General features: G+C 72.2%; 10 protein-coding genes and 1 pseudogene. 2 read left to right on the plus strand and 9 right to left on the minus strand.

Annotated features, from left to right (window positions below; all coding sequences use genetic code 11):
• Positions 1-470: 470 nt before the first annotated feature.
• From E1266_RS18375 to E1266_RS18410, 8 genes and pseudogenes are all read right to left on the minus strand, one after another.
• A complete protein-coding gene (locus tag E1266_RS18375; RefSeq protein WP_132048537.1) occupies positions 471-1,736 on the minus strand; it encodes a thymidine phosphorylase in 1,266 nt (421 codons plus the stop codon).
• A gap of 4 nt (positions 1,737-1,740) precedes the next feature.
• Positions 1,741-2,145 carry a cytidine deaminase gene (locus tag E1266_RS18380; RefSeq protein ID WP_131984409.1) on the minus strand — a complete coding sequence of 135 codons (405 nt, stop codon included), beginning with the start codon at positions 2,143-2,145 and terminating at the stop codon, positions 1,741-1,743.
• Positions 2,146-2,195: 50 nt separating this feature from the next.
• Positions 2,196-3,551: an ABC transporter permease gene (locus tag E1266_RS18385; RefSeq protein WP_132048539.1), complete on the minus strand. Its 1,356-nt coding sequence runs from the start codon at positions 3,549-3,551 to the stop codon at positions 2,196-2,198.
• A complete protein-coding gene (locus E1266_RS18390; protein WP_207945744.1) occupies positions 3,548-4,858 on the minus strand; it encodes an ABC transporter permease in 1,311 nt (436 codons plus the stop codon). Before E1266_RS18390 ends, E1266_RS18385 begins: the two co-directional genes overlap by 4 nt.
• Positions 4,855-6,393, minus strand: coding sequence for an ABC transporter ATP-binding protein (locus tag E1266_RS18395; RefSeq protein WP_132048541.1), 1,539 nt, complete (start codon positions 6,391-6,393; stop codon positions 4,855-4,857). Before E1266_RS18395 ends, E1266_RS18390 begins: the two co-directional genes overlap by 4 nt.
• Before the next feature lie 233 nt (positions 6,394-6,626).
• The gene (locus E1266_RS18400; RefSeq protein WP_132048543.1) at positions 6,627-7,658 is read right to left on the minus strand and encodes a BMP family ABC transporter substrate-binding protein; all 1,032 of its coding nucleotides are present in this window, start codon (positions 7,656-7,658) and stop codon (positions 6,627-6,629) included.
• Between the two features lie 269 nt (positions 7,659-7,927).
• Complete coding sequence (locus E1266_RS18405) at positions 7,928-9,172, minus strand: amidohydrolase (protein WP_132048572.1); 1,245 nt, start codon at positions 9,170-9,172, stop codon at positions 7,928-7,930.
• 492 nt (positions 9,173-9,664) lie between these two features.
• Positions 9,665-10,814 (minus strand): annotated as a pseudogene (locus tag E1266_RS18410) (glutamate--cysteine ligase); the annotation flags it as partial.
• 532 nt (positions 10,815-11,346) lie between these two features.
• On the opposite strand from E1266_RS18410, the gene E1266_RS18415 reads away from it, so the two are divergent.
• Together E1266_RS18415 and E1266_RS18420 are read left to right on the plus strand one after the other, a co-directional pair.
• Positions 11,347-12,555, plus strand: a complete 1,209-nt coding sequence (locus tag E1266_RS18415) for a D-alanyl-D-alanine carboxypeptidase (protein ID WP_243718553.1) — start codon at positions 11,347-11,349, stop codon at positions 12,553-12,555.
• Between the two features lie 136 nt (positions 12,556-12,691).
• Positions 12,692-13,120, plus strand: coding sequence for a nuclear transport factor 2 family protein (locus E1266_RS18420; protein ID WP_132048547.1), 429 nt, complete (start codon positions 12,692-12,694; stop codon positions 13,118-13,120).
• On the opposite strand, the gene E1266_RS18425 is transcribed toward E1266_RS18420, so the two are convergent.
• A complete protein-coding gene (locus tag E1266_RS18425) occupies positions 13,117-14,178 on the minus strand; it encodes a YihY/virulence factor BrkB family protein (protein ID WP_132048549.1) in 1,062 nt (353 codons plus the stop codon). The two genes, E1266_RS18420 and E1266_RS18425, sit on opposite strands and share 4 nt — an antisense overlap.
• Between the last annotated feature and the right edge of the window lie 14 nt (positions 14,179-14,192).

The raw sequence follows: 14,192 nt of genomic DNA on the forward strand, positions 1-14,192 counted from the left end.
CCCCCAAACGGGCCGTCCCGCTCCCCCGCCGGGAGGAACCCCCATACGGCCGTCAGCGTCGCCGGTACGGGGTCGACAACGTCATCGCGGGATCGGGTCGCTCATCAACGACATGGTCACCAACCGGCTCGCGTTCGGGAGGGGGCGCCATCGCCCGTGCTCTGGAGCCGGAGACTCCGGGCGACGACCAGGTGATCAGGCAAGCCAGCCCCCTGATGCGACCTGTTCGCGGGTGTACACCTCGTAACCGGGCGGGGTCCGGCCGGCCTCCAGATACGGCTTGACGCGGTCTGCCTCCTGGTCGGCGAGCCGGGCGCACGCTCCCAGCGCAACTGCTGGGTCTCCAGCCCTTCCTGCTCGGTGCTCATCGCATCGGCGGGGATGTGCCACACCGTGGACCAAAGCGGCGTACACGTCACCGAGACGCTTGCGGGCGGACTCGCGCTGTACCGGTGGTACGGGCCCGGCGATCAGGAGATGCGGTCGATCAGTAGAGGGTGCAGGGACGGGGGGCCGCCGATCTCGTACGCGCCTTCCAGGGACTCCAGGGCTCTCGGGAGGCGGGTCTCGTCGTCGGTGTGGAGGGTCAGGAGGGGCTGGCCTTCGGTGACCGTCTCGCCGGGCTTGGCGTGGCAGATGATGCCCGCGCCGAACGAGACCGGGTCCTCCTTGCGAGCACGGCCCGCGCCGAGGCGCCAGGCGGCCACGCCCACTCCGTAGGCGTCCAGGCGGGTCAGGACGCCGGTGGACGAGGCCGTGACCGTGTGGGTCTCGCGGGCGGTGGGGAGCGGCGCGTCGGGGTCGCCGCCCTGGGCGGTGATCATGCGGCGCCAGACGTCCATGGCGGAGCCGTCCTTCAGGGCGTCGGCCGGGTCCTTCGACAGGCCCGCGGCGGCGAGCATCTCGCGGGCCAGGGCCAAGGTCAGCTCGACGACGTCGGACGGGCCGCCGCCGGCCAGGACCTCGACCGATTCGGCCACCTCGACGGCGTTGCCGACCGCGTTGCCCAGGGGGCGGTCCATGGCGGTGAGGAGCGCGACGGTGCGCAGGCCGTGGTCCTTGCCGATCGCGACCATCGTCTCGGCCAGTTCGCGGGCGTCGTCCGCCGTCTTCATGAACGCGCCCGAGCCGACCTTCACGTCCAGGACGAGCGCGCCCGTCCCCTCCGCGATCTTCTTCGACATGATCGAGGACGCGATCAGCGGGATCGACTCCACCGTGCCCGTCACGTCGCGGAGGGCGTAGAGCTTGCGGTCGGCGGGGGCCAGGCCGCTGCCCGCCGCGCAGATCACCGCGCCGGCGGAGCGCAGCACGTCCAGCATCTCCGCGTTCGACAGGGACGCCCGCCAGCCCGGGATCGACTCCAGCTTGTCGAGCGTGCCGCCGGTGTGGCCGAGGCCGCGGCCCGACAGCTGCGGGACGGCCGCGCCGCACGCGGCGACCAGCGGCGCCAGCGGGAGGGTGATCTTGTCGCCGACGCCGCCGGTGGAGTGCTTGTCGGTGGTCGGGCGGTCGAGGGCGGACCAGTCCATCCGCTCCCCGGAGCGGATCATCGCCTCGGTCCAGCGGGCCACCTCGGGACGGGTCATCCCCTGCAGCAGGATCGCCATGGCCAGCGCGGCCATCTGCTCGTCGGCGATCGTGCCGCGGGTGTAGGCGTCCACCGCCCAGTCGATCTGCTCGGGGGTCAGCGCCCCGCCGTCGCGTTTGGCGCGGATGACATCGATGGCGTCCACGTGATCAGGCTCTCTCGATCAGGTCGTCGGGTCCGAAGGCGTCCGGCAGGACGTCCGACATGGGCAGGATGCCGCGGGGCGTCTCCAGCAGCATCGGGGCGCCGCCGTGCTCCCAGAGGAGCTGGCGGCAGCGTCCGCACGGCATCAGCGGGTCCCCGTGCCGGTCGACGACGGCGAGCGCGACCAGCCGGGGACGTTCCGACTTGCCCGGCCCGTGCAGCGCCGACACGACGGCGCACTCGGCGCAGAGCCCGACACCGTACGAGGCGTTCTCGACGTTGCATCCGGTGATGACGCGGCCGTCGTCCACCAGGGCCGCGGCACCGACCGGGAACCCCGAGTACGGGCAGTACGCACGCGTCATCGCCTCCCGCGCGGCGTCGCGCAGGGCGGGCCAGTCGATCTCCATAAGCCGTACCTTTCTGGGGGGTCGACCCCCCAAACCCCCCGACACAGGCCTTAGCGTGCCTCACCGCGCCGGTAGCGCAGCCCGTTGGCGGCCGGCATGCGGAGCCGCTGGCTGGCCAGGGCCAGCACGAGCAGGGTCGTGAGGTGCGGCGTGAACGAGACCAGCTCGCCGGGCACCGCCTCGCTCAGCAGGAACCAGGTGAGCAGGCCGAGCGCCGCCACCAGCGACAGGACGCTGCCGAGGTAGGCGTTGCGGACCTCGCGGCGCCCGGCGTCGGTGACGATCTGCGGCCGCAGCCGGCCCGCCCGCAGCGCCTGCCAGATCGCGACGCCGACCAGCAGGATCGCGACGAACAGCAGCAGCGCGTGGACGGCCTGCCCGCCGCCGCGCACGTTCATCGCGTCGGTGTAGCCGAACAGCAGCGACCCCGCGGCGAGGCCGCCGGGCCGCCAGTTGCCGAAGATCATGGCGGCGAGGCCGATGAAGCCGCGGCCGTTGGTCTGGCCGTCCTGGTAGAGGGGCGCGGCGACGGTGACGAGGAACGCGCCCGCGAGCCCGGAGAACGCGCCGGAGATCGTGACGGCGGCGTACTTCATCCGGTACACCTTCACGCCGAGCGACTCGGCGGCGTACGGGTCCTCGCCGCAGGAGCGGATCCGCAGCCCGAACGGCGTCCGCCACAGCACCAGGAAGGTGGCCGGGACCAGCAGCAGCGCGACGAGGGTCAGCAGCGACACGCCGCTGGTCAGCCCGCGCAGGATGCCCGCGAAGTCGGAGAGCACGAACCAGTGCCGCTGCTCCAGCGACCCCAGCCAGTCCGGGCTCTGCCAGCCGCCGATCTTCCCGCCGGACAGCACCGGCATCGTCAGCGTCATGATCGGATCGACCGGCGGGGACTGCCGCGGGCCGCCGCCCAGCGCCTTCGCCTCCCCGGTGTCGAACAGCAGCCCGGCGAGGAACTGGGTGAGCCCGAGCCCCAGGATGTTGATCGCGACACCGGACACGATGTGGTCGACGCCGAATGACACGGTCGCGATGGCGTGCAGCAGCCCGCCGAGGGCGCCGCCGAGGATGCCGACCGCCACGCCGATCCACGGGCCCCACTGGTAGCCGGCCCAGGCGCCCGTCCACGTCCCGAGGATCATCATACCCTCGAGACCGATGTTGATCACGCCGGAGCGCTCCGACCAGAGCCCGCCGAGCCCGGCGAGGAAGATCGGCACGGCGAGGCGCAGCGCGGCGCTGACCGTCCCGCTGGACGTCACCGGCTCCGCGTCGTCGATGACGCGGACCAGCGACAGCAGCACCAGCAGCCCGGACGCGATCAGCATGTAGTGCGGCCAGCGCAGCCGGCGCCCGCCGTTGGCGGGCTTCCGCACGGCCGCCGTCTCGGTCGCGACGCTCATGAACTGCTCCCCGTGGACTCGCGGGCCAGGTCGTGGCCGGTGGCCAGTTCGGTGGCGACGGCGCGCTGCTGCAACCGGATCTCCCAGCGGCGGACGAGCTCGTACACGATGACGACGGTCAGCACGACCACGCCCTGCATGACCCCGACGATCTCCTTCGGCACGTCGACCGACTGGAGGACGTCGGAGGTCTGGTCGAGGAACGCGAACAGCAGCGCGGCGAGCGCGATGCCCACCGGGTGGTTGCGGCCCAGCAGCGCGATCGTGATGCCGGTGAAGCCGAGCCCGGCCGGGAAGTTCAGCGAGTACTCGTGCGACGCGCCGAGCAGCTCCGGCATCCCGATCAGCCCGGCCACCATGCCGGACGCGACCATCGTGTAGACGATCATCCGGCGGGCGCTGACCCCGCTGGCCTGCGCCGCCGACGGGGACAGCCCCGAGATGCGCAGGTCGAACCCGAACCTGGTGCGGTTGATCACGACCCAGAACACGATGCCGACGACGATCGCGAGCGGCAGCAGCCCGTACACCTGGCCGGGCAGGTCGATCCCGATCGCGGACAGCATGCCGTTCAGCGGCCCGACGCGCCCGTCCTCCGGGATCTCGGGGGTCGCGACGTTGTTGCTGCCCGGCCGGACCTCGGCGAGCCGCTGGTCGTTGAGCAGGTAGGCGATCAGGCCGGTCGCGATCGCGTTCAGCATGATCGTGGACAGCACCTCGCTGACCCCGCGGGTCACCTTCAGCACCCCGGCGATCGCGGCCCACAGCCCGCCGACCGCCATCGCCGCGACGATCACGAGCATCTGCCCCAGCGGCGCGGGCAGCGTCAGCGCCCCGCCGAGCACCGCGGCCATGAACGCGGCGAGCCGGTACTGGCCGTCCACGCCGATGTTCAGCAGCGCCATCCGGAACCCGATCGCCACCGCGACCGCGGACAGGTAGTAGCGCGTGGCCCGGTTGACGATGTCGACGATCGAGTTCTCGGTGGTGCCGTAGTCGATCATCGCCTGGATCGAGCTGAACGGGTCGGCGCCGGTGATCCGCAACAGGATCATCGTGATGACCAGCGAGATGACCAGCGCGAGCAGCGGCGCCCCGATCTTCAGCGCCAGCCCGGTCGGGCCGAGGCCCCGCAGGATCGCCTTCCAGGCCGGGACGACTTCCGGGCCCGGGGCGGCGGTCTTCGCCGGCTCCGGCCCGGCGCCGTCGGCGGCCTTCGGGCCGTCCGGCTCCCGGGCGCCCTTCGGGTCCTGCGGGTCGCCGTCCTGCGGGTCGCCGTCCTTCGGGCCGTCGTTCGGGCCGCTCATGACCCGGCTCCGGCGCCGGTCATCGCGGAGCCGAGCTCCTCCGGGGTGACGGTCCGCGGATCGACCTCCGCGACCAGCCGTCCCCGCAGGATCACGTGCAGGGTGTCGGACATACCGATGAGTTCCTCAAGGTCTGCGCTGATCAGCAGCACGGCCAGCCCGTTCGCGCGGGCCTGCCGCAGGTACTCCCAGATGGCGGCCTGGGCGCCGACGTCGATGCCGCGGGTGGGGTGCGCGGCGATCAGCAGGCTCGGCTCGCCGGACATCTCCCGGCCGACGATGAGCTTCTGCTGGTTGCCGCCCGACAGCGCGGCGGCGGGCACCTCGATCCCCGGGGTCCGCACGTCGTACTCGCGGACGATCCGGGTGGTGTCGCGGCGGGCGCCGCGCCGGTCGATCCAGGGGCCGCGGACGTTGGGCCGCCGGGTCTGGTGGCCCAGCATCCGGTTCTCCCAGAGCGTCCCCTCCAGGACGAGCCCGTGCCGGTGCCGGTCCTCGGGGATGTAGGAGATCCCGGCCTCGCGGCGGCGCCGGGTGCTCCAGTGGGTGATGTCCGTGCCGCCGAACTCGATGGACCCGGCGTCCGCGGACCGGATCCCCATGATCGTCTCGATGAGCTCGGTCTGCCCGTTGCCCTCGACGCCCGCCAGCCCGACGATCTCGCCGCGGCGGATGCGCAGCCCGACGCCGTCCACCACGGGACGGCCCTCGGGGGTCAGCACCGTCAGCCCGCCGATCTCCAGCTGGACGTCCTCGGTGACGGTGGACTCGCGCAGCTCCGGGGTCGGCAGCTCCGACCCGACCATCAGCTCGGCGAGCCGCCGGGAGGTGACCTCCGCCGGGTCGAGCCGGGTCGCGACCGTGGTGCCGCGCCGGATCACCGAGATCGTGTCGGCGACGGCCAGCACCTCGTCCAGCTTGTGCGAGATGAACAGCACGGTCAGGCCCTCGGCGCGCAGCTCCCGCAGGTTGCCGAACAGCTCGTCGACCTCCTGCGGGACGAGCACCGCCGTCGGCTCGTCCAGGATCAGCACGCGGGCGCCCCGGTAGAGCACCTTCAGGATCTCCACGCGCTGCCGCTCGCCGACGCCGAGCTTCTCGACCCGCACGTCGGGATCGACGCGCAGCCCGTACGCCCGCGACATCTCGGTGATCTTGGCGCGGGCGGCGGCGAAGTCGATGCGGCCCTTGCGCCAGCCCTTGGCGCGGGGTTCGGCGCCGAGGATGACGTTCTCCAGCACGGTCAGGTTGTCGGCCAGCTTGAAGTGCTGGTGGACCATGCCGATGCCGCGGCCGATCGCGTCGGCCGGGGTGCGGAAGGAGACCTGCTCCCCCGCGACCTCGATGGTCCCCTCGTCCGGCCGCTGCATCCCGTAGAGGATCTTCATCAGCGTGGACTTGCCGGCGCCGTTCTCACCGCAGAGCGCGTGCACCTCGCCGCGCTCGATCGTGAGGTTGACGTCCCGGTTGGCCACCACACCGGGGAACCGCTTGGTGATCGATGTCAGCCGTACGGCCGGCACCTGGTCGGGCACGGGACCCCTCCTCCTGATCGGCCGGCGCCCCGCCCTGCGGGCGCGCCGCCGGGACGCCACGGAAAGCGGCGCGCCTCCGGCGGTGCCGCGAACTTGCACGAATTTCCCGAAGCCCGAGGGGACGCGGTCGTGCCACGCGCACCGGACGTCACCGTGCAGGCGACATCCGGTGCGCGGTTACGGCAGGACCGAAACGGCGTCACGGCACCGTGCGGGCGTCCCCCGGCTCAGCGTCAAGGCTTCTCCGGAACCTTGATCTCGCCCGAGATGATCTGAGCCTTCAGCTCCTCCAGCTTGGGCTTGATGTCGTCGACGTGCCCTCCGGAGGTGGCGTAGCCGACGCCGTTGCTCTTCAGGTCGTACGTCTTCGAGCCGGCCGTGAACTTGTCGCCGGTGACGCTCTGCACGAAGTCGAAGACCGCCACGTCCACGTTCTTCACCATGGACGTGAGGATCTGCTCCTTCACGCCGGCCACGGCGGGCTGGTTGTACTGGTCGGAGTCGACCCCGATGACCCACTTCTTGTCGGCGCCGACGGTCTTGATGACGCCGATGCCGGCCGCGCCGGCGGCGTGGTAGATGACGTCCGCGCCCTGGTCGAGCTGGCCCTTGGCGGCCTCGTTGCCGAGGCTGGTGTCCTGGAAGCCGTTGAAGTTCGGCGGCTGCGTCAGGTACTTCGCCGGGAGGATCTCGATGTCCGGCTTGACCTTCTTCGCGCCCGCCTCGTAGCCGGCCTGGAACCGCTGGATCAGCGGCACGTTCACGCCGCCGATGAAGCCGATCTTGCCGCTCTTCGACTTCAGCGCGGCGGCGGCGCCGACCAGGTAGGAGCCCTCCGCCTCGGCGAAGCAGGCCGCGGCGACGTTCGGGCCCTCGACCTTGCAGCCGTCGGCGTCGATGACGAGGAACTTCGTCTCCGGGAAGTCCTTGGCGACCTTGTTGACGGCCGCGGTGTAGGCGAAGCCGACCCCGATGATCGGGTTGTGGCCCTGGTTCGCCATCAGCCGGAGCCGCGACTCCTTGTCGGCGTCCGACTCGTCGGGCTTGGCCGAGATCTCCTCGGTCTCGACGCCCAGCTCCTTCTTGGCCCGGTCGAGCCCGGCGGCGGCCGAGTCGTTGAACGACTGGTCACCGCGGCCGCCGATGTCGAACGCGAGCCCGACCTTCATGGTGTCCTTGTCGCCACCGCCGGTGTCCGCCTCCTGGCCACCGCACGCGGAAGCGGCGAGCGTGAGCGCCGCACCCGTCACGGTGACGAGCGTCATTCTGAGTCCACGGCGCAAGGTTGCGCTCCTTCCGTTCCCCACCCACGGTCCGGGGCCGTGCCGGCCACCGAAATCGATCGGACGCTACCCCGCGAATGTGGGCAAACCTCCCGCTTGCACCGATTCGCAATCGGTCCGTTACCAATGCGTACGCATATCGCCACAGGTCAGCGCGGCTGGTCAGCACGGGAACCGGTCACGCGGTGGGACACCCGGGACCGGCGGGGAACGCGGGAAACGGCGGGAGGCGGGGGAGCAAAGGGAGCGGGTCAGGCCAGCGCGGCGCCCTTGATCGCCTCGGGGTCGCCGGGACGGCCGCCCTCCCACAGCGCGGTCAGCGCCGTGGCGCTGAGCACCCGCACGCCGACCGCGACGCACCGCTCGTCGACGTCGAAGTCGCCGCGGTGCAGGTCGTACTCGCCGGGAGACCCGGGGGTGCGGACGCCGAGCCGGGCCAGCGCGCCGGGGATCGACTCCAGGTACCAGCCGAAGTCCTCGCCGCCGAGGCTCTGCGGGGTGGGGACCACGCCCTCCTCGTCGATGACCTGCGCGGCGGCGTCGCGGAACATCTGCACGCTGGCCGCCTCGTTCACGGTCGGCGGGACGCCCCGGACGTACTCCAGGGACGCTTCCACGTCGTAGGCGGCGGCGACCGACTGCAGCAGCGCCTTCATCATCTCCGGGGCCCGGTGCCACGCCTCGTCGTCCAGGCAGCGGACGGTGCCCTCGGCGATCCCGTCGTCGGGGATGGCGTTGGCGACCGAGCCGGCCGAGACCCGGCCCCACACCAGCGACAGGCTGGAGCGCGGGTCGACGCGCCGCGACAGCGCCGACGGCAGCTCGGTGACGATCTTGGCGAGCGCGTACACGAGGTCGGCGGTCAGATGCGGCCTGGCGGTGTGCCCGCCCGGCCCGGTGACCTTCACGTAGACCTTGTCGCAGGCCGCGGTGATCGGGCCGGTGCGCAGCCCGAGCTGGCCGACCTCGATGCGCGGGTCGCAGTGCAGGGCGAACGCTCGGTCGACGCCGGCGATGCCGCCGGCCGCCATCACGTCCAGGGCCCCGCCCGGGGTCTCCTCGGCGGGCTGGAACAGCAGCCGCACCCGGCCCGGCAGCAGCCCCGCCTGGGCCTGCTGCGCGAGGAACAGGCCCGCGCCCAGGACCATCACGGTGTGGACGTCGTGGCCGCACGCGTGCGCGACGCCGGGGACCGTCGACCGGTAGGGGACGTGCTCCTTCTCGTCCTCCAGGGGGAGCGCGTCGATGTCGGCCCGCAGCGCGACCGTGGTGCCGTCCGCCGGCCCGATGTCGCAGAACAGGCCGGTGCCGCGCGGCAGGATCACCGGCTCCAGGCCCGCCGCGCGGAGCCGCTCGGCGATCTTCTTGGTGGTGCGGTGCTCGGCGTAGCCCAGCTCCGGGTGCCGGTGCAGGTCGCGGCGGAACGCGATCAGCTCGTCCTCGTGCGCGGTCAGGAACTCGTCGAGCTGCGGCTTCAGCACGGCGCCGCCGAGCACGTCGGAACCGGCGGACGCGGCGCCGGCGGCCGGGGCCCCGGGCACGATCTCGCCGGTGACGGGCCCTTCCGGCCCCGCCGCGGCGTCCTCGCCGGCCGCCAGGTCGTCGGTGACCGGCGTGTTCTCGCGCGCCGGAACGATCCTGGAGGCGGCGCCCTGGCCGGGGGGCGCCCCGGCGCCGCGGCGTTCGTCCCGGCCCTCGGGGCCCACCGGCCCCGGGGCGGCGGGTGTTTCAAGGCCGGGCATCACCCCTGGTCCCGGATGGGTCATCTGCGCCCCCTGCGCGACGGCGGAGCCGGAGGGTCGCCGCCCTTTGGTCTCGTCCATGGTCGTTTTCGCCTGTTCCCCGGGGCCGTCCCGGCGTTCGCGGCCCGCTCCGGACGGGCCGGCCGGGCGGCGGCCGGGGGTGCCGTTCTCGGGGACGGCGCGTCCGGGCCCCGGGGCGCCGGGCGGCTTCCCCGGAACGGCCGGTTCCTCAGGTTCCGGCATATGCGACCTCCCCCAGTGTGACGAACCTGTCCTCGGCCAGCTCGGTGATCGCCGCGTCGACGATGTTCTCCAGCGTCCCGCCCTCGGCGCGGATCGCACGCTGGCGCTCGTACGGGGCACCGTGTTCGAGGACCTCGCCGGCGACCTTCAGCTCCTCGGCGCACCCGAGCCGGTCGGCGACCGGCTCCAGCTCCCTGATCAGCTCGTACAGGTCGTCGCGGAGCGGCGCGGTGTTCCCGGTGTCGTCGGTGATGACGATCGCGTCGAGCCCGTACCTGGTCGCGCGCCACTTGTTGTCGCGCACCACCCAGGCCGCCGGCCGCGGCAGCGTGTAGCCGCGGTCGATCTGCTGCTCGAACAGCGTCACCAGGCTCTGGCACAGCGCCGCCGCCATGCCGACCTCCCGCATGGTCGGGATCCCGTCGAACATCCTGATCTCGACCGTGCCGAAGTCGGGATGCGGGCGGATGTCCCACCAGACTTCCTTGATGCTCCGTATCGTCTGCGAACGCAGGAGCGTGTCCATGTAATCCTCGAAGGCCGCCCAGTCGTCCAACAGGTGGGGGGGTCCGGCCGTGGGCAGCTGCCCGAAGACGATCGCCCTGCAGGACGCGAGGCCCGTGTCGCTGCCGCTCCAGAACGGGCTGGACGCGGTGAGCGCCAGGAAGTGCGGAAGGTAGGACGAGAGCGCGTTGACGATCGGGATCGCCTTGGCGCCGTCGGAGACGCCGACGTGCACGTGAACGCCGAACGTCTGGATGCGCCGCGCCAGCCACTGCATCTCCTCGATCAGCTCGGCGTAGCGCCGCATGGGCGCCATCACGGCGTCCCGCCAGTCGCTGATCGGGTGGGTGCCCGTGCACGCCAGCGCGATGTCGCGCTCGGCGGCGGCGGCCCGGAGGGCGGCGAGGGTCCCCGCGAGGTCGGCCTTGGCCTCGCCGACGGTGTCGCAGATGCCGGTCACCACCTCGACCGTGGACTCCATGAGCTCGTGCCGCACGCGGGGGTTGTCACCGTCCTCGCTGAGCGAGGGCAGTGCGGCGAGCACCTCGCGCGCGTCCTGCCGCAGGTGCCTGGTCTCCGCGTCGACGAGCTGGATCTCCCACTCGATCCCGAGCGTGGTCCCCTTCGATGCGTTGAAGTCAATGGCCACGGCCAACCTCCGTCCACAATCCTTGCAGGTCGTTGCGTGGCACGTGGCGCAATTCAGCCAGCGGGTCCCTAAGCCTGGACAAACGCCGGTCCAGGTCACGTGTTCGCTCCATGATGGCGCCCGCGCCCACGCCCCCGCCGGGTCTCCATGCCCTTTGCGGATCAATTGACTCATGCGGACGGTCGGTTAACACGGCCGGGCCATACCTTTCGGTCATCGATCTTCGCTGCGACACCACCCGATCGAACTAGTCAGCCCGTCCCAAAATACCGCCGATGACGGACTGTGACCGGTAGCGGGCGTCCTATATGGCCCTACTTGGTCACTTCTGTACCCTCTGTAGCTTCCATCACGAGCTTGCCGTCTTAGCAGCCGGGTACCCCTTCGCCGGATAGGTCGCCTACTCTTCGGGGGTGTCATGGGCGTCGAGCGCATGCGCGCCGGGAGCGAACGTGCTCTCGCGGAAACGAGGAGCGTCGGAAGCTTGCGAGCAGAGCGACCAGGGCGGCCCGGTGCCCGCCGCGCCTTGACGGTGTTCACAGTCCCGCTGGCCGCGGCGTCGCTCGCCGCGGCGCCCGTCCTCGTCGCGGCCCCCGCGGCCGCCGAGCCGCGCACGGCGCCCCGCACGGCGCCGCCCGCCACTCCGCAGGGCGCCCCGGACGCCGGGACCGTCGGCGGCCCGCAGCTCGCCGGACGCGGCCTCGTCGTGAACCGGGCCCCCGGCGTCCCGGGGCTGCCGAAGATCAAAGCGGCCTCCTACCTGATCGCGGACGCCGACACCGGCGACGTCCTGGCCGCCAAGGACCCGCACGGGCGGCACCTGCCCGCGAGCACGATCAAGACGCTGACGGCGCTGGCCCTCGTCCCCAAGCTGGACGCGAACCACCTCGTGCGGCCGTCGCAGCAGGCGTGCGACGTCGAGGGCACCAAGGTCGGGCTCACGCCCAAGATGAGCTACAAGGTGTCGGACCTGTTCCACGCCCTGCTCATGATGTCGGCCAACGACGCCGCGGTGGCGCTCGCCGAGGCGAACGGCGGCATGGAGAAGACCCTCGCCGACATGAACGCCGAGGCGAAGCGGATCAACGCGCGCGACACGCGGGCCGGGTCGGTCAACGGGCTGGACCGCGACCTCGGGCTGAGCGTCCGCACCCAGCACACCTCGGCGTACGACCTGGCGCTCATCCTGCGCGAGGGCATGAAGAACCCCGACTTCCGCACCTACGTGCAGGCGATCGACCACAAGTTCCCCGCGCCGCCGACCAAGAAGCAGCGCAAGCGCGGGCTGAAGGTCGGCGGCTACCCGATCCACACGCACAACCGGATGCTGCCGGGCGAGCGCGAGGAGTACCAGGGGATGCTCGGCGGCAAGAACGGCTACACGATCGCCGCCCAGCAGACCTTCGTCGCCGAGGCGCGGCGCGGCGGGCGCACGATCGTCGTCTCGCTGATGAAGGCCGACCGGCCGCCGTCCCAGTACGCGGCCAAGCTCCTGGACTGGGGCTTCACCGCGCACGGCAAGGTCGAGCCGGTGGGCGTGCTCGTCTCCCCCGGCGACACGACGCAGGCCAAGAAGGACGCGGGCTCCGGCGGCGTGCTGCCGGACGCGCCGCTCGCGTCCGACGACACGTCGCGGCGGTGGCTGCTCGTGGGCGGCGGCGCCGCGGGCGCGCTGCTGGCGGTCGCGGTGCTGTACGCGGTCCTGCGGCGGCGCCGGCGGTTCGACCAGTCGCTCCGGTGAGGGCCGCCGGTAAAGGTTGCCTCAGCCGCCTCGGCGGGCCCTGGCCCGGCCGCGTCCGCGGGCTTACGCTCGCGGTGGCGCCGGTGACGCGCCGCCGCTGACGACGGCGGACCGGCGGCACGGGAGGAAGCGCGCCATGTCCGACATGTACGTCTCCACGCTCGGTGCGCCCGTGCTCGAACACCCGAACGTCACCCTGCTGCGGGACGGCTACACGGCCTTCGCCAAGGGCGACACGGCCTTCATCCGCGGCCTGCTCGCCGACGACGTCGTCCACCGCGTCCCCGGCCACGGGCCCCTCTGCGGCGTGTACCGCACCCCCGAGGAGGTCCTCGGCCTCTACGTCCGGCTGTTCGAGCTGTCGGGCGGGACGTTCCGTGCCGAGCCCTACGCGGTGATGGCCTGCGAGGAGTACGGCACCGCGCTCGTCCACACCCGCGCCGAGCGCCGGGGACGGGTCCTGGACGGCCGCTCGGTGGACCTCTTCCACCTCCGGGACGGCAGGATCACCGAGATCCGCACCCTCGCCGAAGACCAGCACGCGGACGAGGCCTTCTGGTCCTAGGCCTTTCCGGCCTCGGCCTTCTCGTCCTCGGCCTCCTCGGCCGGCCCGGCCTCCGGCTCGTCCTCGTCCTTCGATTCGTCCGCCGGCTCGTTCCCGGTCAGGGCGGCGATGGTCTCCGCGTCCGCGATGTTCTCCGGGTCGGCGGCGTCGGCGGTGAGCACGACGCGGCGGGTCGCCGTCCACGCCGCGACGAACAGCGTGAACCGGGACGCGATGTTGATCCACACCATCAGGCCGACCAGGACGGCGAAGACGCCGTAGACCGGGTTCTCCGTCACCCGCGCCACCAGCAGCGCCGCGACCTGCTTGAGCACCTCGAACCCGGCGGCGCCGAACAGCGCGCCCCGGATGATCCGCCGCCAGGGCGCCCGGGTGCCCGACAGGCGGGTGAACAGCGCCAGGAAGATCACGGTGTTGAACGCGATCGCGCAGGCGATGGACAGCAGCCGCAGCCCGGTGCCCGCGCCGGGCACGTCCTGCAGTCCGACCCATCCGAGCACGGTGCTGGTCGCGGACGTCGTGACCGTCGAGACCGCGATGCCGCAGATCAGGGTCGCGCCGAGGAACGCCAGGACGCCCACGTCCCACAGCCGCTTGACGAAGAAGTTGCCGCCGCCGGTCGGCTCGTTGCCCCAGATGTCGCGGAGCGACTCGCGCAGCACCTGCACCCAGTTCTGCCCGGTGATCAGCAGCGCGGCCAGGCCGATGATCCCGACCGCCGTCTTGGACTGGGCGATCTCCTCGACCCGCAGGTCGCCGGCCAGGCCGGGCAGCAGCGAGTCGACGGCCCGCACGAAGTAGTCGCGCGCCTGCGCGCTGACCCCGACGAGGTAGCCGAGCAGCGAGTACGCCAGCGCCAGCAGCGGGAAGAACGACAGGAAGGCGTAGCAGGTCAGGGCCGCGGCGAGCCGGTCGCCGCGGCGCTCCTGGTAGCGCTCGAACGCCCGGACGTGGTGGTCGAACCAGTGCCAGCGCGCGCGGGCGCCGTCCAGGCGGCTCTTCGCGTCGGCGGAAAGGGACTCGGCCCGCCGCTGAATCCCCTCGATCGCCTGACGCATGCACGCAACCTACC

The sequence above is a fragment of the Actinomadura sp. 7K534 genome (assembly GCF_004348575.1).
GTDB lineage: Bacteria > Actinomycetota > Actinomycetes > Streptosporangiales > Streptosporangiaceae > Spirillospora > Spirillospora livida.